This is a genomic window from Nocardia puris (genome assembly GCF_036051655.1).
GTDB lineage: Bacteria > Actinomycetota > Actinomycetes > Mycobacteriales > Mycobacteriaceae > Nocardia > Nocardia puris.
Genome location: NZ_CP107943.1, coordinates 7,275,990 through 7,296,959, shown reverse-complemented (window position 1 = coordinate 7,296,959; position 20,970 = coordinate 7,275,990). Strand labels below are relative to the sequence as shown.

Below are 20,970 nucleotides of genomic sequence, written 5' to 3'. Positions count from 1 at the left end.
GTCAGTGCGCCCGGGATTGGCGGGCGACGATGGCGGCCTGGACCCGGGATCGCACACCGAGTTTCGTGAGGACGCGGGAGACGTGGGTCTTCACGGTGGTCTCGCCGATGAACAGGCGGGCGGCGATCTGGGCGTTGGACAGGCCCTCGCCGAGGCAGTCCAGGACTTCGCGTTCGCGCTCGGTGAGGTCGGCCAGGCCGTCCGGTTCGGTGGTGGCGGCCTCGGGTGGGGTGGCGGCGAAGGCGGAGATCACCGCGCGGGTCACCTCCGGGGCGAGCACGCCGTCGCCCGAGGCGACCGCGCGCACCGCCTCCACCAGCGCCTGACCGGACGTCGATTTGAGGACGAAGCCGGACGCGCCCGCCCGCAGCGTGCGGAACACGTACTCGTCGAGGTCGAACGTGGTGAGGATGAGCACCCGCGCCAGGCTGTCGGTGGTGATCCGCTCGGTGGCCTCGATCCCGTCCACGCCCGGCATACGGACGTCCATGAGCACCACGTCGGGCCGCAGCGCCTTGGCCTGCGCCACCGCGATATCGCCGTCGGCGGCCTCGCCCACCACCTCGATGCCCTCGGCGGTGTCGAGGATCATCCGCAGACCCGCCCGGATGGCGCCGTGGTCGTCGGCGATGAGTACCCGGATCATGACACCTCCGCGTTGCGAGTCGGCGCCGCCGCCAGCGGCAGTTCGGCGTGCACGGACCAGTCGCCGTCGACGGGGCCCGCGGTGAAACGGCCGCCCAGGGCGGCGGCGCGCTCGCGCATGTTGATCAGCCCCCGGTGCGCGGAGTCGGGGTCGGCCGACGGCCGGGCCGCGGTGGTCGTGGGATTGCGGACCGTCACCGCGAGGGTGTCGCCGCCGGCGCGCACGCCGATCTCCACACGCTGCCCCGGCGCGTGCTTCATCGCGTTGGTCAGCGCCTCCTGGATGATCCGGTAGGCGGCCTGGTCTACGGCGCTGGGCAGCGGTTCGTCCGGCAGCGCGTCGGCCACGCGCACCGCGATCCCCGCCGACCGCGCCGCGTCCACCAGGATCGGCAGCTGCGCGAGCGTGCGGGGCGCGACGGCGTCGTCCTCGGCGCCGTCGTCGCGGCGCAGCAGGCCGATCATGGTCCGCATCTCCTGCAGCGCGCTCACGCTGTTGGCGCGGATGGAGCCGAGGATGCCCGCCATTGCGGGGTCGGCGGGGCGCGCGTTCAGCACGCCGAGCGCGGCCTCGGATTGCAGCGCGATGGCCGACAGGTGCCCGGCGATCACGTCGTGCAGGTCGCGCGCCATGGTCTTGCGCTCGTCGGCGATGGCGGCGCGCCGGTCCAGTTCGGCCACCAGGCCCAGGGCCTGCGCGCGGGATCGTTCGGCGGCGGCGACCTCTTTGTGTGTGCGCACCGACAGCGCCCACCAGATCGGCGTGCCCACGAAGGCCGCGGCCGCGGCCGCCGAGAGCACGAACACGCGCCAGTCCCCGGTGCCGGCGAGGACTCCGATCGTGACGATCACCGAGAGCGTGCCCGCCGCGATCGTCACCCGTCGCGACACCACCGCGCTGCCGTACAGCACAGCCGCGTAGATGAAGTCGGAGTAGATGATCCACACCGGCACGGTCGGGCCGAGCGCGAAGTCCACCCCGAGCGGGACGAGTCCGCCGAGCAGCGACACCAGCGGCCTCCGCCTGCGGAACAGGCTCAGCGCGCACAGCAGCATGAGGACGCCGAACCGCACGGCCAGCGGCGGCTGGGCGCTCGCGTTGCCCATCGGGTACAGCCCGGACAGGTACAGGCCCGCGCCGAGCGCGAAGATGAACGCGCTGATCAACGCGTCCTGCGCGGTCGCCGACAACGCCTGCCACTGCCTCACCGCACCATCACAGCACACGCGCCGCGACACCCGGGTCGGCCGAAGTGATGACGCGCGATCGATCCGACGGCCGACGCCCCCGGCACGGCCCTCGCGCCAGGCTCGGAGCGTGACACTGCTCCTGGCTCTGATCGGACTCGCGCTGGTCGACTCCACCAGCATCGGCACGCTCATCGTCCCGCTCTGGCTGCTGCTCGCCCCGGACCGGCCGCCCGCGCGCCGCCTGCTGATCTACCTCGCCGCGATCGCGACGTTCTACTTCGCCCTCGGCGTGGTGCTCTCCACCGTCGTCGGCGCCGGGCTCGACCGGTTCGGCGAGCTGGCGCGCAGCCCGGTGGTGCTGGTGCCGCAGCTGGTGCTCGGCGTCGCGCTGTTCGCCGTCTCGTGGCGGTTCGACTCCAAGAAGCGCCGCGCCCGCGGCGCGCCGGACCGCATCGCCGCCTGGCGGGACAAGGCGCTGCGCAGGCAGAACACCGGCGCGGGCCTGGCGATCCTGGCGGTGAGCGCGGGCACGCTGGAGGCGTTCTCGATGCTGCCCTACCTGGCCGCCATCGGCCTGCTGGCCACCAGCGACGTGTCTGCGGCGGGGTCGGTGGGCCTGCTCGCCGGGTACTGCGTCGTGATGGTGCTGCCCGCGCTGGCGCTGATGGCGGCAAGGTCGTTGCTGCACAGCAAGATCGAGCCGCTGCTGCGCCGGGTCGACGCGTTCGTCTCCCGGCACGCCGACAGCGCGACGGGCTGGGCGCTGGCCATCGCGGGCATCGTGCTGGTGCGCGGGGCCATCGGCGGGTTGGCCGCCACCTAGCGTCGCGCGCGGCGCTACCCTGGCGGAGTGAACGTCGACGTCACCGCTCTGCCCGGTATCGGAGTACGCAAGGATTTCCAGGTGCGCTCCGGTCGCCGGATCGGCGTCGTCGACCATCGGGACGGCGGCATCGATCTGATCGTCTCGAAGGTCGGCGACCCCGACGCCTGCGCCGCCCAGGTCGCCCTCACCAGCGACGAGGCCGCGGTGCTGGCCAATCTGCTCGGTGCCCCGCAGCTGGTCGCCGAGTTGCGCGCCGACCACCGCGACCTGCCGGGCATCACCACCCGTCAGCTGCCGGTCGGCGACGACTCCCCGTACGCGGGCCGCACCCTCGGCGAGACCGCCATGCGCACCCGCACCAAGGCCTCGATCGTCGCAGTCATGCGGGCGGGCCAGCTGCACGCCTCGCCGGGCCCCGATTTCACCTTCGCCGCCGACGACCTGCTCGTGGTGGTCGGCACGCCGGACGGACTCGACGCCGCCGCGAAGCTCCTCGCGCGCGGGTGAGCCGGTGAGTACCACCGCGCTCGGGCTCATCCAGCTCGGGGCGGTGTTCTTCGCGCTCGGCATCCTGGGACGCGTCGCGGGCCGCTTCGGCATGTCACCGATCCCGCTGTATCTGCTGGGCGGGCTGGCCTTCGGCGTGGGCGGCGTGGTGCCGCTGGACGAGGCCATCGACTTCGGCCATCTGGCCGGCGAGATCGGCGTGGTGCTGCTGCTCCTGCTGCTCGGCCTCGAATACACCGCCGCCGAGCTGGTCACCGGGCTGCGCCGCTCGTGGCCCGCGGGCCTGATGGACCTGGTCGTCAACGCGACGCCGGGCGCGGCGGTGGCGCTGTTGCTGGGCTGGGGTCCGGTCGGTGCGGTGGTGCTGGCCGGCGTCACCTACATCTCGTCGTCCGGGATCGCCGCCAAGGTGCTCACCGACCTGGGGCGGCTGGGCAACCGGGAGACACCGGTGGTGCTGTCGATCCTCGTGTTCGAGGACCTGGCCATGGCCGTCTACCTGCCGATCCTCACCACGGTGCTGGCCGGGGTGGGATTCCTGGCGGGTCTGGAGACGCTCGCGATCGCGCTGATCACCGTCACGGTGGTGCTGCTGGTGGCGCTGCGCTACGGCCACTATGTGTCGGCGGTGCTGTCCAGCTCCGACAACGAGGCGTTCCTGCTGAAGCTGATCGGCGCGGCGCTGCTGGTGTCGGGTCTGGCGGCCACGCTGAACGTGTCGGCGGCGGTGGGCGCGTTTCTGCTCGGCATCGCGATCTCGGGGCCCACGGCGCACCAGGCCGCGAAACTGCTGGAGCCGCTGCGCGATCTGTTCGCCGCCATCTTCTTCGTCGCGTTCGGCCTGAGCATCGACCCGTCGGCGATCCCGCCGGTGCTGGGCTGGGCGGTGGCGCTGGCGGTGCTCACCGCCGCCACCAAGATCGCCACCGGGTGGTGGGCGGCCGGTGTGCAGGGCATCGGCCCGAAGGGCCGGGCCCGGGCGGGCGCGGCGCTGGTGGCGCGCGGTGAATTCTCCATCGTCATCGCGGGATTGGCGGTGGCGGCGGGCGCGGTCACCGTCGAACTCGCGGCGCTGGCGTCGGCGTACGTGTTGTTGATGGCGGTGCTCGGGCCGGTGGCGGCGCGGGTGGTGGAACCGGTGGTCGACCGGGCCCAGCGCGTGCGGAAGGGCTAGGACCGCACGGCGCGGTGGCGCTCGATCCGTCGCCAGAACAGCGTGGCCGCCGTGCCCACCAGCAGTCCGATGAGCGCCGCGCAGAAGTGCCCGTAGTCGGTGAAGGTGGGCTCGATCACGATAGCCACCACCAGCGCGCCGAGGACGACGACCACCCACACCACCCGGACCCACCCGCGAAAGCGGAACGCGAGCGCGGCGAGCACCGCCGTGAACCCGTAGCTCGTGCCGACGTCGGCGGCCGTGGCGACGCGCACGGGGATGAGGTCGCGGTCGAGGGCGCGGTCGATGGCGGTGACCACCAGCAGCGAGGCGCCGATGTGCCCGGTCGCGAACAGCGCGATCCAGCGCCCGGTGCCCAGCCACCGTTCGGCGGCGGCCATCACCACCAGGAACTCGGCGATGACGAGCCACGGGAACCCGCCCTCGATCCAGAACGCCGACGCCACCAGCACCTGCACCGGGTCCCGTTGCATATTGCGCAGATTCGTCGACGCCGACAGGATCAGCCGGTGCTCGACGGACTCGCCCACCCCGCGCAGCGTCCACCAGGTGACGAACAGCGTGAACGCGTAGGCCACGCTGGCCGGGGCGGCGGCCAGGTGCGCCCGGAGCGCGCCGGGTAACCGGCGCACCAGGCCGGGGCGGCGCAGCCAGTCGCCCGCGGCCCGCAGTTCGGCGCCGAGATCGACGGTCTGAAGCCAGGGAACGGCCACACCGGCAGTCTGCCGCCTCGTTCCGGCGTGTGGCGTTCGCGACGCGCCGCGAGGCCGCAGTGCACTCGTAACCTCGATTCACACCCGGGCAATATTCGCTCTCAACAATCGGACCACCGACCAGTACACGGCCCGAGGAGTGCGCGAACCATGGCGATCGACGCGGCGAAGACCACCGGGGACGACGTCCCCGACGACTATTTGGCGAAGCGGACCCTGCGTTCCGGGTCCGCGGGCTGGGTGCTGCTCGCCGGGCTCGGCGTGAGTTACGTGATCTCCGGCGACTATTCCGGCTGGAACTTCGGCATCGGGGAGGGCGGGTTCGGCGGGTTGCTCATCGCGACCGTCGTCATCGCCGCGATGTACCTGGCGATGGTGCTCGGCATGGCGGAGCTCTCGGCGGCGCTGCCCGCCGCGGGCGGCGGCTACACCTTCGCGCGCCGCGCCCTGGGCCCCTGGGGCGGATTCGCCACCGGCACCGCCGTTCTGCTCGAATACGCGATCGCGCCGGCCGCCATCGCCACGTTCATCGGCGCCTACGTGGAATCGCTGAATCTGTTCGGCATCACCGACGGCTGGTGGGTGTATCTCGCGGTCTACGCGCTGTTCATCGGCATCCACCTGAGCGGGGCGGGGGAGGCGCTCAAGGCGATGTTCGTGATCACGGCCATCGCGCTGGTCGGCCTGCTGATCTTCGCCGTGTCCGCCTGGGGCCGTTTCGATCTCGCGAATCTCACCGATATCCCCGCCGACCCCGAGGCGGTCGGCAGTTCGGAGTTCCTGCCGTTCGGCGTGATGGGCATCTGGGCGGCGGTGCCGTTCGCGATCTGGTTCTTCCTCGCCGTCGAAGGTGTGCCGCTGGCCGCCGAGGAAGCGCGCGATCCGGAGAAGAACGTGCCCAAGGGCATTCTCATCAGCATGCTCGTGCTGATGGGCACGGGTGTGGTGGTGCTGTTCCTGGCCACGGGAGCCCTTGGCGCGGAAGCCATCTCGACATCCGGTAACCCGCTGGTGGAGGCGCTGGGCGACGATGGCGCGGCGCGGGTGGTGAACTACATCGGCCTGGCCGGGCTGATCGCGAGCTTCTTCTCCATCGTCTACGCGTACTCGCGCCAGACGTTCGCGCTCTCGCGGGCCGGCTACCTGCCGACCAGCCTGTCGGTGACCAACTCGCGCAAGGCGCCGGTGCTCGCGCTGATCGTGCCCGGCGTGATCGGTTTCGGGCTGTCGCTCACCGGGCAGGGCGCGATGCTGCTGAACATGGCCGTATTCGGCGCGGCGGTGAGCTACGTGCTGATGATGGTGAGCCACATCGTGCTTCGTGTGCGCGAGCCCGGTATGCACCGGCCTTACCGCACGCCGGGCGGCATCGCCACCACGGGATTCGCGCTGGTGATCGCCTGCGTCGCGGTGGTGGCGACCTTCCTGGTCGACCCGGTCGCGGCGGGCTGGACGTTCGCCGCGTTCTGCGCGTTCCTGCTGTACTTCGCGGTGTACAGCAGGCACCGGCTGGTGGCCGCCTCGCCCGACGAGGAGTTCGCCCTCCTCGCGAAGGCCGAGGAGGAGCTGGAATGACCCGCTACACCCAGCGGTTGCGGGGCGTCAGCTATTCGTTCGACGGCCTGGTCGATCTGCTCGCCAAGGCGACGCCGTTGCGCAGCGGCGACCAGCTGGCGGGCTGCGCCGCCGCCACCGACGCCGAACGCGCCGCCGCGCAGTGGGCGCTGGCGGAGGTGCCGCTGACCGCGTTCCTGCGCGATCCGGTGGTGCCGTACGAGACCGACGAGGTCACCCGGCTCATCATCGACACCCACGATCGCGTTGCCTTCCAACCGATCTCGCATCTCACCGTCGGGGGGTTGCGAGACTGGTTGCTGGCCGTCGCGGCGGGGGACGGTGGCGCGGCCCCCGCCGCGACATTGCGCGCCGTCGCGCCGGGGTTGACGCCGGAAATGGTGGCGGCCGTGAGCAAACTGATGCGCAACCAGGATCTCATCGCGGTGGCGAAGGCCGCCGAGGTGACCGCCGCGTTCCGCACGACGATCGGCCTCCCTGGCCGGTTGGCGACGAGGTTGCAGCCCAACCACCCCACCGACGATCCGCGCGGGATCGCGGCGGCGGTGCTGGACGGACTGCTGCTCGGCTGTGGCGACGCGGTGATCGGCATCAACCCGGCCACCGATTCCCCCAGGGCCACCGCGGATCTGCTGCACCTGCTGGACGAGGTGCGCACCCGGTTCGACATCCCGGCCCAGTCCTGTGTGCTCGCGCACGTGACGACCACGCTGGGGCTGATCGAGGCGGGCGCGCCGGTGGACCTGGTGTTCCAGTCCGTCGCGGGCACGGAGGGCGCGAATTCCGCCTTCGGCGTGGACCTTTCGCTGTTGCGCGAGGCGAACGAGGCCGGGCGCTCGCTCGGGCGCGGCACGGTGGGCGACAACGTGATGTACCTGGAGACCGGGCAAGGGTCGGCGCTCTCGGCGGACGCGCACCGAGGTACCGGCGGCCGCCCCGTCGACCAGCAGACCCTGGAGGCGCGCGCCTACGCGGTGGCGCGGGCGCTGGACCCGCTGTTGGTCAACACGGTCGTCGGGTTCATCGGCCCCGAATACCTCTACGACGGTAAGCAGATCATCCGCGCGGGCCTCGAGGACCACTTCTGCGGGAAGCTGCTCGGCCTGCCCATGGGCGTCGACGTCTGCTACACCAACCACGCCGAGGCCGACTCCGACGACATGGACACCCTGCTGACGTTGCTGGGCGCGGCGGGTTGCGCGTTCGTCATCGCGGTGCCGGGCGCCGACGACGTGATGCTCGGCTACCAGAGCCTGAGCTTCCACGACGCCCTCTACGCCCGTCAGGTGCTCGGCCTGCGGCCCGCCCCCGAATTCGAGTCGTGGCTCGCGGGTCTCGGCATGCTCGACCCGTCCGGGCGCCTGCGCGCCGTGCCGCCCCTGGCCTCGCCGCTGCGCGCCTTGGCGGGATGAGAGGCGGAATGCGTTTTTGGGCAGGCGAATCAAGCTCGGTAGATATCCGGGGCGAGTGGCGCTCGCGCCGCGTCTCGGAGGGGCGCGGGTGGTGCCGGACGGTGCGGTGGTGCAGTCATGAACCTTCGCAATCCGATACTCGACCGCCGCGGTCGCGCGTGTTGCCCGACGGTGTGGTGCAAGGAGGCGGTTGGGTGAGCGAGTGGAGTGCCGGATCGGAGAGGCCGACGTGGCGTCGAACGCGCATCGGAGGCAGGGAGACGACGAGATGAGCGACGGGATAAGGGTGATCGGCGCGAGCGCCGTGGAAGACGTTGCCGCCCAGGAATTCTGGCGCGAGCTGCGGCGCACGACCCAGGCGCGGATCGGGCTCGGCCGCACGGGCGACGCGTTGCCCACGCGCCGTGTGCTCGAGTTCCGTGCCGCGCACGCCGCCGCGCGCGACGCGGTGCACCTGCCCTTGGACGTGCCCGACCTCGCCGCCCGCGTCGCCGAGGTCGGCCTGGGGGAGCCGGTGCACGTGCGCAGCCGCGCGGGTGAGCGGGCGGAGTACCTGCGCCGCCCGGACCTCGGGCGCCTGCCGGACGATCTGCGCGCGGTTCCGCACAGCGGCGCCGATGTGGGATTCGTTCTGGCGGACGGTCTTTCGCCCCGCGCCCTGGCAGACCACGGCCCCGCGACCCTGGCCGCGCTGGCCGCCGAACTCGCCGGGCATCTCACCCTCGCACCGCCGGTGATCGCGACCCAGGCGAGGGTGGCGCTGGGCGACCATGTCGGCGCGGCCCTGGGCGTCACCACGGTCGTGGTGCTCATCGGCGAGCGCCCCGGCCTCTCCGTCGCCGACAGCCTGGGCCTGTACCTCACCCACCTGCCGCGCCCCGGCCGCACCGACGCCGACCGCAACTGCGTCTCCAATATCCACCCGCCCGAAGGCCTCGGCTACACCGAGGCCGCGAAGGTCCTCGCGAGCCTGATCACCGGCGCCCGCACCCTCGGCCGCTCGGGCGTCGACCTCAAGGACACCTCCCGCACGGAGCTCGATGGCGGGTCGGCTGCGCCGATCGGTGAGTGAAACCGAGGCGGTCCAGGGTAATTCGCCTGGTCTCGGCCCGACGCCCGGAACGTGCGGTGGGGGCCTTCGCCGCCCGGTCCGGTCGGGCTCCGGGCGGGGCACACGAGAGGGAACGCGCTCACCGGCCGGTCCCGACGACCTCGCCTGGTGCGTGACGAACGAGCCGGCCCAGCCGACGCCCGCACTGGCGGGTCCGGCCGAATTCGTCACCGGCGCAAGCTCATGGTCGGCGGCGCGAGAGCAATCGGCAGCGCATGTCCACCTCTGCGCCGTGACCGCGTCCGGTCCGCGCATCGGGAGGGGCCGGCCGTCAGCGGCGTGACACGTCGTCGGTGGTCGGCCAGTAGGGCGTGCTGCGCAGCGGCACCACGACCGCGCCCACCGAGGCCGGTTCCCGTTCGGGGAGCGGCAGATTCGCGATGTCGTCGGCGGCGGGACGGTAGGGACGAGGGCGGGGCGGTGGGGGATCGTCGCGTTCGATGGCGGTGAGGCTCACCGCGATGAGGACCAGCATGGTGACGATGCTGATGCCGACGATCAACGGCGCCAGCAGTTCCATCGCGCCGGCCCCGCCCACCGGCTCGTCGTGCCCGCCGCCGTGTTCGGCATGCATGGACGCCATACCGGTGTAGTGCATACCGCACACCGCCGCCGCCATGATGAGCGCGGCGCCGACCGTGGCGAGGAAACGCTGGACGCGCACCGTGAACCACAGCGCCGCCGTGGCCGCCACCACCGCGATCGCCACGGACAGCGCCACCAGGGGCGCCGAATAGCCGATCGTGGCGTGCGAGCGCAGCGCGACCATGCCGGTGTAGTGCATCGTCGCGACGCCCAGACCGGTCACCGTGCCGCCGCTCAGCAGCGCCGTGACCGTCGGGCGCGGCCTCACCACGACGAACAGGCCGATGCCGACCACCACGATCGCGGTGACGGCGCTCACCAGCGTGAGCGGCACGTCGTAGCGGATCTCCACCCCGGCGATGGAGAAACCCAGCATGCCGATGAAGTGCATGACCCAGATGCCGGTGCCGCCGAGCGCGAGCGCGGCCAGGAGCAGCCAGCCCACGCGGTTCGAGCCGGTGCGGGCGCGGGCGGCGCACTGCAATCCGAGCAGCGAACCGGTGAAGGACATGAGGTAGGCCAGCAGCGGCGTCAGCCACCCGTAGCTGAAGTGGTGGATGTCGAGCAACGTGCAACCCCAGGGACCGGGCCGAGACCGCCCGGCGAGGTGAAAAACTTGCGATTCAGACTGTACGACAGGCGCGTTCGTCCCGGGGGCGAAATCCGTTCGGGCGGGAGTGTTCTGGATCACTTCACAACGGCATCGCCGCGCGGCTGTACGAGGCCCGACGAACGACACTCGGCCCGCGCCGGAAACGACACCGGGCCCGTGTCCCCTCGCGCTGCCGGTAATGGCAAGCGCCGCAAGGGGATACGGGCCCGGAAGCCTCGGTTCTAGTCGAGGTAGTCGCGCAGCACCTGCGAGCGGCTGGGGTGGCGCAGCTTGCTCATGGTCTTGGACTCGATCTGGCGGATGCGCTCACGGGTGACCCCGTACACCTGACCGATCTCGTCCAGGGTGCGCGGCTGGCCGTCGGTGAGGCCGAAGCGCAGCCGCACCACGCCCGCCTCGCGCTCGGACAGCGTCTCCAGCACCGACTGCAGCTGATCCTGCAGCAGCGTGAAGCTCACCGCGTCGACCGCGACCACGGCCTCGGAATCCTCGATGAAATCGCCGAGCTGGCTGTCGCCCTCGTCGCCGATGGTCTGGTCCAGCGAGATCGGCTCGCGCGCGTACTGCTGGATCTCGAGGACCTTCTCCGGCGTGATGTCCATTTCCTTGGCCAGCTCCTCCGGCGTGGGCTCGCGGCCCAGGTCCTGGAGCAGCTCGCGCTGGATGCGGCCGAGCTTGTTGATGACCTCCACCATGTGCACCGGGATGCGGATGGTGCGGGCCTGGTCGGCCATGGCGCGGGTGATGGCCTGCCGGATCCACCAGGTGGCGTACGTGGAGAACTTGTAGCCCTTGGTGTAGTCGAACTTCTCCACCGCGCGGATCAGGCCCAGGTTGCCCTCCTGGATCAGGTCCAGGAACGCCATGCCGCGGCCGGTGTAGCGCTTGGCCAGCGACACCACCAGGCGCAGGTTCGCCTCGAGCAGGTGGTTCTTGGCGCGGTTGCCGTCGCGGATGATCCAGTTGAAGTCGCGGCGGGTCGCCACCGGCAGCTTCTCGCCCGCCTCGGCGAACTCGCGCATCTTCTCCGCCGCGTACAGGCCGGCCTCGATGCGCTTGGCGAGCTCGACCTCCTCCTCGGCGTTGAGCAGCGCGACCTTGCCGATCTGCTTGAGGTAGGCGCGGACCGAGTCGGCCGAGGCGGTGAGCTCGGCGTCCTTGCGGGCCTGGCGCAGCGCCTCGGACTCCTCCTCGTCCCAGACGAAGTCGCCGGAGGCCTTGTCGGCGGCCGTGGGCTCCTCGGCGCCCTCGGCTTCGGCCTCCTCGGGCTCGGTGGTCTCCTCGACCAGTTCCGCGTCCTCGGCGAGATCGCCCTCGTCGACCTCGAGGTCGTCGAGATCCTCCAGATCGATGGCCTCGTCCTCGATGGCCTCGTCGGCACCGGGCTCGCCGTCGGGGCCTGCCTTCTTGGTGGCGGCCTTCTTGGCGGGCGCCTTCTTCGCCGCGGCCTTCTTCGCGGGCGCCTTCTTGGCGGCGGCCTTCTTGGCCGGAGCCTTCTTCGCGGCAGCCTTGCGGACCGGCCGTGCTGCGGTTACATCTGTGGGGTCGGCATCGGCCGATTCGGCGGTCTGACGGGTCGTGGCTACCACGTACGCCCTTTCGTGACGGTCTCGTGCGGCGTCACGCCAGAGTGGTGTTCCGGCGGAGCGGTCTGTCGGGTTTCACCGGCGCAGCGCCGGTCGGGTGTCTCCGGCGTGCCGCCGGGCGTGTTCCATTGTAACGATCCAACCAGGGTACTCACGGCACGATGCCCAGTTGCGGCGCGGCCGGTCGCCCCGGCGCGCATACGGAGGGCAGTACCCCGGCATCCGCGCGGCAAACGATTCACGGCGCGAGGCCGGAGTCGATGGCCATGGCCGCGCCCACGATGCCCGCCGTGTTCCGCAGGTGCGCGGGCACCACCGGAGTTCGGTTGCCGAGCAATGGAATCCACTGGTCGGCGTCGCGGCTGATGCCGCCGCCCGCCACGATCACCTTCGGCCAGAACAGGTTCTCCAGGCCGATGAGCACCGTGGAGACCGCCGCGGCCCACTGCGGATAGCTGAGCCCGTCGCGATCCTTGATCGAGGCCGCGGCGCGGTGCTCGGTCTCCATGCCGCCCACCTCGAGGTGGCCGAGTTCGCTGTTGGGCACCAGCGTGCCGTTGTGGATCAGCGCCGACCCGATGCCGGTGCCGAAGGTCAGCAGCAGCACCAGCCCGTCGAAATCCTTTGCCGCGCCATAGCGGTCCTCGGCCAGACCGGCCGCGTCGGCGTCGTTGAGGACGGTGACCTCCCGCCCGCCCAGCGCGCCGGAGAACAGCGCGCGGGCGTCGGTGCCGATCCAACCCTTGTCGATATTGGCGGCGGTGCGCACCACCCCGCCCAGCACCACGGCGGGCACGGTCAGCCCGACCGGGCCGGACCACTCCGCCTCGGCGACCAGTTTCGCGACCGCCTCGGCGACCGCCTGCGGGGTGGACGGGCGCGGTGTGGCGATCTTGATCCGCTCGTGGAGCAGCTCGCCGGTGGCCAGATCCACCGCGGCGCCCTTCACCCCGCTGCCACCGATATCGATACCGAACGCGTGCCCCCGAGCGGACATGGCTAACCCCTCGTTCCCATAGCTGGCCGATGTGGAAAGCAGCACCCGTCGCACCGGAACCCGCGCGCCGCGGCTCCGGGCGTGCGAAAGGGTGCCCGACGACGGCGCTGTGTCGTGCACGACAAGAGTAGTCGGGTCCGTCCCGGCGTGCGCGCACGGCCGTGATCGCCGTCGCACCCGCGCCGCGCGGCGCCCCGGCCGCTGCGCGCGCCCGCCGATCTGTGATGCGATGGAGTCGTGCCCGAATCCAGGACTCCCGTAGCCGAAGCCGCCCCCGAGACCCCCGCCGACGCCGCCGAGTTGCGCCGCGTCGCGATCGACCTCGCCGAACGCGCCGCCGAGCACGTCCGCGCCCGCCGCCCCGAGGTGTTCGGCCCGGCGGGGGAGCGGGCCGACGGCGCGGTGCGCAGCAAGGCCCACGCCACCGACCCGGTGACCGTGGTGGACACCGAGAGCGAGCAACTCATCCGCGACCTGCTCGCCGAGCATCGTCCCGGCGATCCGATCGTCGGCGAGGAAGGCGGCGGCAGCCTCACCGGCGACGACGCCGTGCACTGGGTGGTCGACCCGATCGACGGCACGGTGAACTTCCTGTACGGCATTCCCGGCTACGCGGTGTCGGTCGCGGCCCTGCGCGGCGGCAGGCCGGTGGCGGGCGCGGTGGTGGACGTGGCGCGCGCCGTCACCTACAGCGCGGGCCTGGGGCTCGGCGCGACCTCGGTCACCGCCGACGGGGTGGTCGACACGCTGCGCTGTTCCGCGGCCGACGAGGTGGCCATGTCACTGGTGGCGACGGGGTTCGGCTACGGCGCGCACCGCCGCACCCGCCAGGCCGCGCTGATCGCCGAAGTGTTGCCCCGGGTGCGCGATATCCGCCGCTTCGGCGCCGCCGCGCTCGATTTCTGCCACGTGGCCGCCGGGCGTGTCGACGCCTATTTCGAGCACGGGCTCAACGCGTGGGACTGGGGTGCGGGTGCGCTGATCGCCGCGGAGGCGGGCGCGCTGCTCACCCTGCCGCCCGCGACCTCCACGGGCGAGCGGGGGGAGCTGGTCGTGGCGGCCGCGCCCGGCATCGCGGCCGAACTCGGGGCGCTGCTCGCCGCGGTGGGCGCGACCGACCCGATCCCGGACCGCTGAGCGGCTAGCAGCGGGCGGTGCGCGCGGCCTCGAGCAGGTCCACGTCGATCGCGGCGTTCTCGCCGGCGGGGGCGTTCTTGAGGGCGCGCAGCACCTCTTCGGCGTCGTTGCTGGGCTGGATGTCGCGGAACAGCGAGCCCAGCACCAGTTCCACCACGTCGTCCTCGCGCTGATCCTCGATCAGCTCGGCGCACGGCACCACCAGCTGCACGGCCGCCGCGGCCGGGCGCCCGTTCACGCCGAAACGGATCTGGCCGGTGCACTCGAGATCGCCGTTGACGTATATCGGATCGTTGCCGATCTGGGTGTCGGGCGCACTCGCGAAACCGAGATCGCCGAGCTGCGCGGCGACGTGCGCGGCCTGGCCGCGCTGATTGTTGGCGTTGAGCACGCGCACCCGGCTGTCGGTCAGGCGCGCGGGCTGCACGTCCTCGAGCCGACCCGAACCGACGCGCTGGCCCAGCGCAGGCGCGGGCGCGGCGCCCGGCTCGGCGGCGGGGCTCGGCGAATTGCACGCCATCGCAGTGGTATCCGCGTCCTCCGTCGTCAGCGCGCGCACCCAGACGATGGCACAGATCACCGCCATGACGGCCATCATGACGAGCCAGGGCTGGGGGCGGCGGCGTGGGTACGGACGGCCCTGGGGGTCCGTCGCACTGCCTTCGGTGATCAGGGAAACCACGAGCCACACTCTACGAAAGTCCGCGCGAGCCGGTGCGGAAGGTCTCGGTGAGTTGATCGCTCGGTGTCGATTCCCCGTCGTTTTCGACTCATCTGTGTTTTGATTGCGACTTTTCGCGCGCCGTCCGCTATTGTCTGGCGGCCCAGATCGAATCGCCGGCGGCGAATACGGTGGTCGGTCGCGGGAACAAGAAGGGCATGTCCTGCGTTTACCGAGCGCTGTCGGGAGTGGATCACGGCGATCCCACCCGATAGGTGAACGGTGCACGTGTGATGTGCACCACCGGCGGGGCGGTGCGGTCACCCCGATTCCGGCGCGGAATCGGAGCGACAACAGCCGGTCCGGGATATACGGAGTAAGGACGAGGGGAAGACGACATGGCAACCGACTATGACGCACCGAGGCGCACCGAAACCGACGATGTGTCGGAGGACTCGCTGGAGGAGCTGAAGGCTCGTCGTAACGAGGCGCAGTCCGCCGTCGTGGATGTCGACGAATCCGATACCGCGGAGTCGTTCGAGCTTCCCGGCGCCGACCTGTCCGAGGAGGTGCTGTCGGTCCGGGTGATTCCCAAGCAGGCCGACGAATTCACCTGCTCGAGCTGTTTCCTCGTGCACCATCGCAGCCGACTGGCCAGCGAGGCGGGCGGGCAGCTCATCTGCATGGACTGCGCCGCCTGAGCCCGCGCGACCGCGCGCACACGGCCGGACCAGCCGGTCCGGCCCGATGACACAACTCAGCCCGCGCTCGGCAGCCCGAGCGCGGCCAGGACCTTTTCCGGATGACGGGTACTGACCAGCCAGTACGGCGTCGGATCGTCCGGATCATCGAGAACGAGCAACACCATGGGGCCGACCCAGGGCCGATGTTGGACATAGGCGGCCGGGTCCAATTGGCGGCCGAGGGCCGCACTCTTCGCGGAGGGGGGAACCACCGTCGCGCGAGCGACGAAATTCACGGGCAGATGCGCGCGGTCGGCGCGCAGTTCCGGCGTGCCCGCGCCGTCGTCGGTGACCTCCACGCGGTGGCGGCTGAACCACAGCAGCACCCACACCGGGATCGGGAACAGCAGCGCGTACGGCAACCAGGCGCGCAGCCCCGGCGCGCCCATGTGGATCTCGGCGGCCAGCAGGCCCGCGATGCCGAAGCCGATCGGCCACCACCACAGCGGCACCCACAGGCGTTCGCGATACCGCGGCCGCGCGGGCGCGCCCGGGCGGTCACGACCCGGTTTCTCGTTGTCCGTCACGGCGGGGTTGGGCTGGTCCGACACGTTTCCACAGTAGGCCAGCCGACCGCGAAGCCCGACGCCAGGTACGCGTACTCTCGTGCACTGTGAGCGCACTTTCACCGATACCCCTGCTGCGGCTGGATCCCGGCATTCCCGTGCCGACGCGCGCCCACGCGGGCGACGCGGGCGTGGACCTGTGCACCACCGAGGACGTCATCCTGGAGCCGGGCGAGCGCGTGCTCGTCGGCACCGGTGTGGCCGTGGCGCTGCCGGTCGGCACGGTGGGGCTGATCCATCCCCGGTCGGGCCTGGCCGCCAAGACCGGTCTCTCGGTGGTGAACACCCCGGGCACCGTGGACGCGGGCTACCGGGGCGAGATCAAGGTGTGCCTCATCAATCATGATCCGCGCACGCGCATCGAACTGCGCCGTGGCGACCGGATCGCGCAGCTGCTGGTGCAGCGGGTGGAACTGGTCGACTTCGTGGAGGTCGACCGGCTCGACGAGACGACACGGGGTGCGGGTGGTTACGGGTCCAGCGGCGGGCACGCCAGTCTGGGCGCGGGGACCGAGGCGGGCCGGGCGACCGGCGGGGAGGCGTGAGGCGAGGAATGTTCGGGAAAAAGAAGAAGCAGTCCGACGAATTCGACGACGACCGGTTCGACGAATACGGCGACGAGTACGACTACGACGAGGACGAGGCGGACTACGACGAAGAGCCCGCCTACGCCCCCGCGGCCGAGGTGGACGCCGAGGCGCCGCCGACCGGCCCTTACGACTACGAGGACGTGGCCGAACTGCTGGAGGCGGTCGCCGACCAGCGGCTGGATCTGGGGTCGGTGATCCTGCCGGTGCCGCCGGGCGGGCAGTTGCAGGTCGAGATGACCCCCGACGGCACCCCGCAGGCGGTGCACCTGGCCACCGAGCACGGCAGGCTCACGGTGGCCGCCTACGCCGCCCCCAAATCGCCCGGCCAGTGGCGGCTGGTGGCCGCCGATCTGGCCGAGTCGCTGCGCAAGGACGGCGCGCGGGTGGCCATCGAGACCGGTCCGTGGGGCCGCGAGCTGCTGGCCATCACCGAGGGCGCCGATCTGCGCTTCATCGGTGTCGACGGCTACCGCTGGATGGTGCGCCTGGTCGCGGCGGGCCCGCGCGGCGCCGCCGACGACGGCACCCCGCTGGTCACCGCGGCGCGCGCCATCCTCGGCGAGACCGTGATCCGGCGCGGCACCGATCCGCTGCCCGTGCGCGATCCGCTGCCGGTGGTGCTGCCCCAGCAGCTCGCCGAGCAGCTGGCCGCCGCGCATCAGGCGCAGGTCCAGCAGCAGCAACAGCAGCAGGTGGCCGCCCAGGCCGCGGCCGCCGCGCAGGCGCAAGCGCAGGCCGCGCCCCAGCCGGTGCGGCCGCAGCCCCTGCCCGAGGGACCGCGCCGCGGTGTCGAGGGCTCGGCCATGCAGCAGTTGGGATTGAACTAGCCGGAATCCGCCCAACGGTTGCCCGAGCAGCCGTGGCGCGGATTCGGTGTTCGTGAATGGCGGGCTCGCAGTGGGCTCAGTCGAAGTCGGGGAATCCGGTGTGTCCCAGGATCGCCGGGTCCGCGCCGAGTTCGTCGAGGGTGATGCGGTGCAGCCGCGCGTGCGGGAGCGCCGCCGCCCACTCGCGCGCGACGTCGAACGGATGCACGGGGTCGTCGACCGCCGTCACGACGGCGACCGGGGTGGCCACGGCGGCGAGCAGATCGGTGCCGGGCCACTTGTATCCGGCGGCCTCCTCCAGCGCGTCGGGCAGATGCGGCCACTGGGAGCGCCACGACCGGGTCAGCGCGTCCGCGAGCCAGGCCGGGCTGCTCGCGCGCATCCGCGCCTCGACCGCCTCGAGTCCGTCGGCGCGCAACTGCTCGGCGGTCACCGCCGCGCTCAACGCGGCGGGGCAGTCGGCGGTGTCGGGCCCGGTCCACGCGGGCAGCGCCGCGACCACGCCCGCCACCGAATCCGGGTGTGACGCAGCCCATTCCACCGCTATCGCGGCGCCCAATGAGATTCCGGCCACCACCAGCGGACCGTGCCGCGCCGCGTCGTCCAAGGCCGCCCGGCAACTGGCGACGACCGCCCGCGGATCGGGGTCGACCGCCCGCAGCGTCAGCCCGCGCGCCGCCGCCGCGGGCCCGAACGCGTGCCCCGCGAAATGCGCGTCGGAGCCGGTGCCGGGCAGGGCGACGACCTGGGTCGCGACCGGCCGTGTGCGGCCCGCCCGATCTGGGTACTCGATCACCGGGCCGAGCGTAGCGGGGCCCGTCGCCGACATCTACAGTGGCGGTGTAAGGCCATCTAGCAGGAGAGCGTGCCATGCCATCCGCAGCCTCAGGGTATTTTCGACGTCTGGGCCGCAGGCTGACCGAGGACATCGACCAGCTCGATGCCGAGGAGCTCGCCGAGACCGCGGAGGCGTCGGGCGCTCGCCCGGTGTCGGAATGCCGCCGCGGTGACGAGGCCACGATGCTGGGCCGTCTGCGCAGTGTCGAGGCCTGTTCGAAATCGGCGGGCGCCAGTGTTCAGGCGGAATTCTTCGACGGCACCGATGCCATCACCCTGGTGTGGATCGGCCGTCGGCGCATCCCCGGCATCGAGCCGGGGCGGCGCATCCTGGTCCGCGGCCGGATCGGTGATCGGGACGGCCGCAAGGTGATGTTCAACCCCTACTACGAATTGCGCGGGAACAGCTGACACGCATGCCATCGAGCCACGATAACGGCGCCGAACTCGGAACGCCGACCGATACCGCACGGCCGAGCGCCGACGCCGACGGGCTACGGCCCGACGACGGCACCGGGCTACCACCCGACCACGGCTCCGGGCCCCGGCCCGACGACGACCATCCCGGGCCCGATGCCCGCGAGGCGAAGGCCGAACAGACCCTGCTCGAGCAGATGGGCGGCTTCAGCGGCCTGATCTACTCGACCGTCCCGGTGGTCGTGTTCGTCCCCGTCAACACCCTGTTCGACCTGACCGCGGCGATCTGGGCCGCGCTCGGCGTCGCCGCCGCGATCCTGATCCTGCGCCTGGTGCGGCGCGAACCGGTCCAGCCCGCCATCTCCGGGTTCATCGGCGTCGGCATCTGCGCGTTCATCGCCTACCGGATGGGGGAGGCCAAGGGCTTCTTCCTGTTCGGCATCTACACCAGCCTCGTCTACGGCGGTGTGTTCCTGCTCTCGATCCTGGTGCGCTGGCCGCTGGTGGGCGTGATCTGGGGCGCGCTCAACGGGCACGGCTCCTCGTGGCGCACCGATCGCCGCGCGATCCGGCTCTACGACATCGCGACCGTGGCCTGGGTGCTGGTGTTCGCCTCGCGCTACCTGGTGCAGTCCGAGCTCTACGAGACCGACCGCACCGGCTGGCTGGCCGTGGCACGCATCGGCATGGGCTGGCCGCTCACCGCGGTCGCGTTCGCGGTCACCATCTGGGCGGTGCGCCGCGCCGGGCACCTGCCCGCCAAATCCAAGTCCTGACCCCGGGAAAGGTGGGGCCCGGTCCACCGCGGAGGTGGACCACTACCCACCCTTGGGTGTCTGGTCGCCGGGTCCCGTTCGACGGACGATCGTTGTCGACACCAAAAACGCAACGTTCGCCGAAAGGACTCGGAGAGTGGCTACCGAGCACAAGACCGCGACTTCTCGCACCCACGCCCATTCCAGCCCCGCCCTGTCGGAGAGCAGGCGGGTCGCCGCCGAACTCGAGCAGCTGATCGGCCCCGCCGCCGCCGGCGACAAGCGCGCGATCTCCGAGATCGTGCGGTTGGTGCACCCGCTGGTGCGCCGCTACTGCGGCGCGCGCATGGGCAACACCGCGCACCTGCAGGTCACCGCCGACGATGTGGTGCAGGAGATCCTGCTCGCCACCGTCAACTCGATCCCGCGCTACCGCGACCAGGGCAAATCGTTCCTCGCCTTCGTCTACGGCATCGCCGCGAACAAGGTGGCCGACGCGTTCCGCCGGTCCCAGCAGCACCCCACCTACCCCGTCTCCGAGGTGCCCGATATGGCGTCCACCGCGGCGGGCCCGGAGGAGTGGGCGCTGGCGCTGGAGCGGCGCGCCGCCACCAGGGAACTGATGAAGGTGCTCACCCCGGCGCACCGCGAGGTGCTGGTGATGCGGATCGTGCTCGGCTGGTCGGCCGCGCAGACCGCGGAGGCGATCGGCACCAGCCCCGGCGTGGTGCGGGTAATGCAGCATCGCGCGCTCAACAAGCTGCGCGCGCAGTTGCAGCCCGCGGCCTGAACGCCCCGTCGCGACAGCCGAGCCGTATCGGGGAGTTATGGCTGGATGTCGTGGGGCGCGAGCGCCAGGCGCAGATCCTCTTCGGCCTCCACGGAGGTCACGAACAGCAGCTCGTCCTCGCCCTCGAACGGGTCGTCGGGCTGCGGCACGATCACCCGGCCGCCGCGCAGGATCGTCACCAGGGCGGCGTCGCGCGGCAGGGTGAGCGTGCGGACCGGCTTGCCCGCCAGGGCCGTGTCGGCGGGCAGCGTGATCTCCACCAGATTGGCCTGTCCCTGCCGCAGGGTCATGAGCCGCACCAGGTCACCGACCGACACGGCTTCCTCGACCAGCGAGGCCAGCAGGCGGGGCGTGGACACCGCCACGTCCACGCCCCAGGAGGCGTCGAAGAGCCATTCGTTGCGCGGGTCGTTGACCCGGGCGACCACGCGGCGCACGCCGAACTCGGTCTTGGCCAGCAGGCTGTGCACCAGGTTGGCCTTGTCGTCGCCGGTGGCGGCGATGACCACCTCGAACGACTCCAGACCCGCCTCCTCGAGCAGCGCGAGCTCGCACGCGTCCGCGTGCACCCACTGCGCGCCGGGGACCGATTCGGGGTCGATGTGGGCGAGCTGGCGTTCGAGCAGCATCACGCGGTGCCCGCCGCGCAGCAGTTCCCTGGCGATGGAGCGGCCGACCGCGCCCGCCCCGGCGATGGCGACATTCATGA

General features: G+C 71.6%; 23 protein-coding genes. 13 read left to right on the top strand and 10 right to left on the bottom strand.

Annotated elements, in window-relative coordinates; genetic code table 11:
- Window position 1 precedes the first annotated feature (1 nt).
- Both OHB21_RS33870 and OHB21_RS33865 read right to left on the bottom strand, forming a co-directional pair.
- Window positions 2–646: a response regulator gene (locus tag OHB21_RS33870; protein ID WP_195125588.1), complete on the bottom strand. Its 645-nt coding sequence runs from the start codon at window positions 644–646 to the stop codon at window positions 2–4.
- Complete coding sequence (locus OHB21_RS33865; protein WP_067504441.1) at window positions 643–1,854, bottom strand: sensor histidine kinase; 1,212 nt, start codon at window positions 1,852–1,854, stop codon at window positions 643–645. The genes OHB21_RS33870 and OHB21_RS33865 overlap by 4 nt, the downstream gene beginning before the upstream one ends.
- A 109-nt stretch (window positions 1,855–1,963) precedes the next feature.
- Between OHB21_RS33865 and OHB21_RS33860 the strand changes: the two genes are divergently transcribed.
- From OHB21_RS33860 to OHB21_RS33850, 3 genes are read left to right on the top strand one after another with little or no spacing between them, the layout of a single operon-like run.
- A complete protein-coding gene (locus OHB21_RS33860) occupies window positions 1,964–2,659 on the top strand; it encodes a GAP family protein (protein WP_232331648.1) in 696 nt (231 codons plus the stop codon).
- 27 nt (window positions 2,660–2,686) lie between these two features.
- Window positions 2,687–3,169, top strand: a complete 483-nt coding sequence (locus tag OHB21_RS33855) for a cation:proton antiporter regulatory subunit (protein WP_195125590.1) — start codon at window positions 2,687–2,689, stop codon at window positions 3,167–3,169.
- A gap of 4 nt (window positions 3,170–3,173) precedes the next feature.
- On the top strand, window positions 3,174–4,343 hold the full coding sequence (locus OHB21_RS33850) for a cation:proton antiporter (protein ID WP_195125591.1): 1,170 nt from the start codon (window positions 3,174–3,176) through the stop codon (window positions 4,341–4,343).
- Here the strand turns inward: OHB21_RS33850 and OHB21_RS33845 are convergent.
- A complete protein-coding gene (locus OHB21_RS33845; protein ID WP_067504435.1) occupies window positions 4,340–5,059 on the bottom strand; it encodes a rhomboid-like protein in 720 nt (239 codons plus the stop codon). The two genes, OHB21_RS33850 and OHB21_RS33845, sit on opposite strands and share 4 nt — an antisense overlap.
- 150 nt (window positions 5,060–5,209) lie before the next feature.
- Between OHB21_RS33845 and eat the strand changes: the two genes are divergently transcribed.
- The 3 genes from eat to eutC all read left to right on the top strand — a co-directional run bounded on the left by eat (window position 5,210) and on the right by eutC (window position 9,118).
- Window positions 5,210–6,634 carry an ethanolamine permease gene (gene eat / locus OHB21_RS33840; RefSeq protein WP_067504433.1) on the top strand — a complete coding sequence of 475 codons (1,425 nt, stop codon included), beginning with the start codon at window positions 5,210–5,212 and terminating at the stop codon, window positions 6,632–6,634.
- Window positions 6,631–8,046: an ethanolamine ammonia-lyase subunit EutB gene (locus OHB21_RS33835; RefSeq protein ID WP_067504430.1), complete on the top strand. Its 1,416-nt coding sequence runs from the start codon at window positions 6,631–6,633 to the stop codon at window positions 8,044–8,046. The genes eat and OHB21_RS33835 overlap by 4 nt, the downstream gene beginning before the upstream one ends.
- Window positions 8,047–8,314: 268 nt before the next feature.
- Window positions 8,315–9,118 (top strand): ethanolamine ammonia-lyase subunit EutC, encoded by an 804-nt coding sequence (gene eutC, locus OHB21_RS33830; RefSeq protein ID WP_067504426.1) that lies wholly within the window; start codon window positions 8,315–8,317, stop codon window positions 9,116–9,118.
- A gap of 310 nt (window positions 9,119–9,428) precedes the next feature.
- Here the strand turns inward: eutC and OHB21_RS33825 are convergent, their stop codons facing one another.
- From OHB21_RS33825 to ppgK, 3 genes are all read right to left on the bottom strand, one after another.
- A complete protein-coding gene (locus tag OHB21_RS33825; RefSeq protein ID WP_067504424.1) occupies window positions 9,429–10,310 on the bottom strand; it encodes an MHYT domain-containing protein in 882 nt (293 codons plus the stop codon).
- A 266-nt stretch (window positions 10,311–10,576) separates the two neighbouring features.
- Window positions 10,577–11,944 (bottom strand): RNA polymerase sigma factor, encoded by a 1,368-nt coding sequence (locus OHB21_RS33820; protein ID WP_195125592.1) that lies wholly within the window; start codon window positions 11,942–11,944, stop codon window positions 10,577–10,579.
- Window positions 11,945–12,179: 235 nt separating this feature from the next.
- Window positions 12,180–12,938, bottom strand: a complete 759-nt coding sequence (gene ppgK, locus OHB21_RS33815; RefSeq protein ID WP_067504418.1) for a polyphosphate--glucose phosphotransferase — start codon at window positions 12,936–12,938, stop codon at window positions 12,180–12,182.
- A gap of 237 nt (window positions 12,939–13,175) precedes the next feature.
- Here ppgK and OHB21_RS33810 point away from each other — a divergent pair, with 237 nt between their 5' ends.
- Window positions 13,176–14,075 (top strand): inositol monophosphatase family protein, encoded by a 900-nt coding sequence (locus tag OHB21_RS33810; RefSeq protein WP_067504415.1) that lies wholly within the window; start codon window positions 13,176–13,178, stop codon window positions 14,073–14,075.
- A 4-nt stretch (window positions 14,076–14,079) separates the two neighbouring features.
- On the opposite strand, the gene cei is transcribed toward OHB21_RS33810, so the two are convergent.
- A complete protein-coding gene (gene cei / locus OHB21_RS33805) occupies window positions 14,080–14,757 on the bottom strand; it encodes an envelope integrity protein Cei (protein ID WP_067504578.1) in 678 nt (225 codons plus the stop codon).
- A gap of 377 nt (window positions 14,758–15,134) precedes the next feature.
- Between cei and OHB21_RS33800 the strand changes: the two genes are divergently transcribed.
- Window positions 15,135–15,437: a DUF4193 domain-containing protein gene (locus OHB21_RS33800; RefSeq protein ID WP_067504411.1), complete on the top strand. Its 303-nt coding sequence runs from the start codon at window positions 15,135–15,137 to the stop codon at window positions 15,435–15,437.
- Window positions 15,438–15,493: 56 nt separating this feature from the next.
- Here the strand turns inward: OHB21_RS33800 and OHB21_RS33795 are convergent, their stop codons facing one another.
- Window positions 15,494–16,006: a DUF3093 domain-containing protein gene (locus OHB21_RS33795; RefSeq protein WP_067504575.1), complete on the bottom strand. Its 513-nt coding sequence runs from the start codon at window positions 16,004–16,006 to the stop codon at window positions 15,494–15,496.
- Window positions 16,007–16,092: 86 nt separating this feature from the next.
- Here OHB21_RS33795 and dut point away from each other — a divergent pair, with 86 nt between their 5' ends.
- Both dut and OHB21_RS33785 read left to right on the top strand, forming a co-directional pair.
- Entirely contained in the window at window positions 16,093–16,590 is a 498-nt protein-coding gene (gene dut / locus OHB21_RS33790) for a dUTP diphosphatase (protein WP_067504407.1), read from the top strand.
- A gap of 8 nt (window positions 16,591–16,598) precedes the next feature.
- Window positions 16,599–17,462, top strand: coding sequence for a DUF3710 domain-containing protein (locus tag OHB21_RS33785; RefSeq protein ID WP_067504405.1), 864 nt, complete (start codon window positions 16,599–16,601; stop codon window positions 17,460–17,462).
- Between the two features lie 76 nt (window positions 17,463–17,538).
- Here the strand turns inward: OHB21_RS33785 and OHB21_RS33780 are convergent, their stop codons facing one another.
- Window positions 17,539–18,258, bottom strand: coding sequence for an alpha/beta fold hydrolase (locus OHB21_RS33780; RefSeq protein WP_324192082.1), 720 nt, complete (start codon window positions 18,256–18,258; stop codon window positions 17,539–17,541).
- Between the two features lie 74 nt (window positions 18,259–18,332).
- Between OHB21_RS33780 and OHB21_RS33775 the strand changes: the two genes are divergently transcribed.
- The 3 genes from OHB21_RS33775 to OHB21_RS33765 all read left to right on the top strand — a co-directional run bounded on the left by OHB21_RS33775 (window position 18,333) and on the right by OHB21_RS33765 (window position 20,261).
- The gene (locus OHB21_RS33775; protein WP_067504403.1) at window positions 18,333–18,710 is read left to right on the top strand and encodes an OB-fold nucleic acid binding domain-containing protein; all 378 of its coding nucleotides are present in this window, start codon (window positions 18,333–18,335) and stop codon (window positions 18,708–18,710) included.
- A 203-nt stretch (window positions 18,711–18,913) separates the two neighbouring features.
- Window positions 18,914–19,492: a DUF3159 domain-containing protein gene (locus OHB21_RS33770; RefSeq protein WP_067504569.1), complete on the top strand. Its 579-nt coding sequence runs from the start codon at window positions 18,914–18,916 to the stop codon at window positions 19,490–19,492.
- A 136-nt stretch (window positions 19,493–19,628) separates the two neighbouring features.
- Window positions 19,629–20,261: a sigma-70 family RNA polymerase sigma factor gene (locus OHB21_RS33765; protein WP_084537363.1), complete on the top strand. Its 633-nt coding sequence runs from the start codon at window positions 19,629–19,631 to the stop codon at window positions 20,259–20,261.
- Window positions 20,262–20,296: 35 nt separating this feature from the next.
- Here OHB21_RS33765 and OHB21_RS33760 read toward each other — a convergent pair whose 3' ends face one another.
- Window positions 20,297–20,968, bottom strand: coding sequence for a potassium channel family protein (locus tag OHB21_RS33760; protein WP_067504401.1), 672 nt, complete (start codon window positions 20,966–20,968; stop codon window positions 20,297–20,299).
- Between the last annotated feature and the right edge of the window lie 2 nt (window positions 20,969–20,970).

Bases quoted from the DNA above. Each gene is read 5' to 3' on its own strand.
- OHB21_RS33870 (WP_195125588.1), bottom strand. From the start codon at position 646: ATGATCCGGGTACTCATCGCCGACGACCACGGCGCCATCCGGGCGGGT.
- eat (WP_067504433.1), top strand. From the start codon at position 5,210: ATGGCGATCGACGCGGCGAAGACCACCGGGGACGACGTCCCCGACGAC.
- OHB21_RS33835 (WP_067504430.1), top strand. From the start codon at position 6,631: ATGACCCGCTACACCCAGCGGTTGCGGGGCGTCAGCTATTCGTTCGAC.
- eutC (WP_067504426.1), top strand. From the start codon at position 8,315: ATGAGCGACGGGATAAGGGTGATCGGCGCGAGCGCCGTGGAAGACGTT.
- ppgK (WP_067504418.1), bottom strand. From the start codon at position 12,938: ATGTCCGCTCGGGGGCACGCGTTCGGTATCGATATCGGTGGCAGCGGG.
- OHB21_RS33800 (WP_067504411.1), top strand. From the start codon at position 15,135: ATGGCAACCGACTATGACGCACCGAGGCGCACCGAAACCGACGATGTG.
- OHB21_RS33785 (WP_067504405.1), top strand. From the start codon at position 16,599: ATGTTCGGGAAAAAGAAGAAGCAGTCCGACGAATTCGACGACGACCGG.
- OHB21_RS33775 (WP_067504403.1), top strand. From the start codon at position 18,333: ATGCCATCCGCAGCCTCAGGGTATTTTCGACGTCTGGGCCGCAGGCTG.
- OHB21_RS33770 (WP_067504569.1), top strand. From the start codon at position 18,914: ATGGGCGGCTTCAGCGGCCTGATCTACTCGACCGTCCCGGTGGTCGTG.
- OHB21_RS33760 (WP_067504401.1), bottom strand. From the start codon at position 20,968: ATGAATGTCGCCATCGCCGGGGCGGGCGCGGTCGGCCGCTCCATCGCC.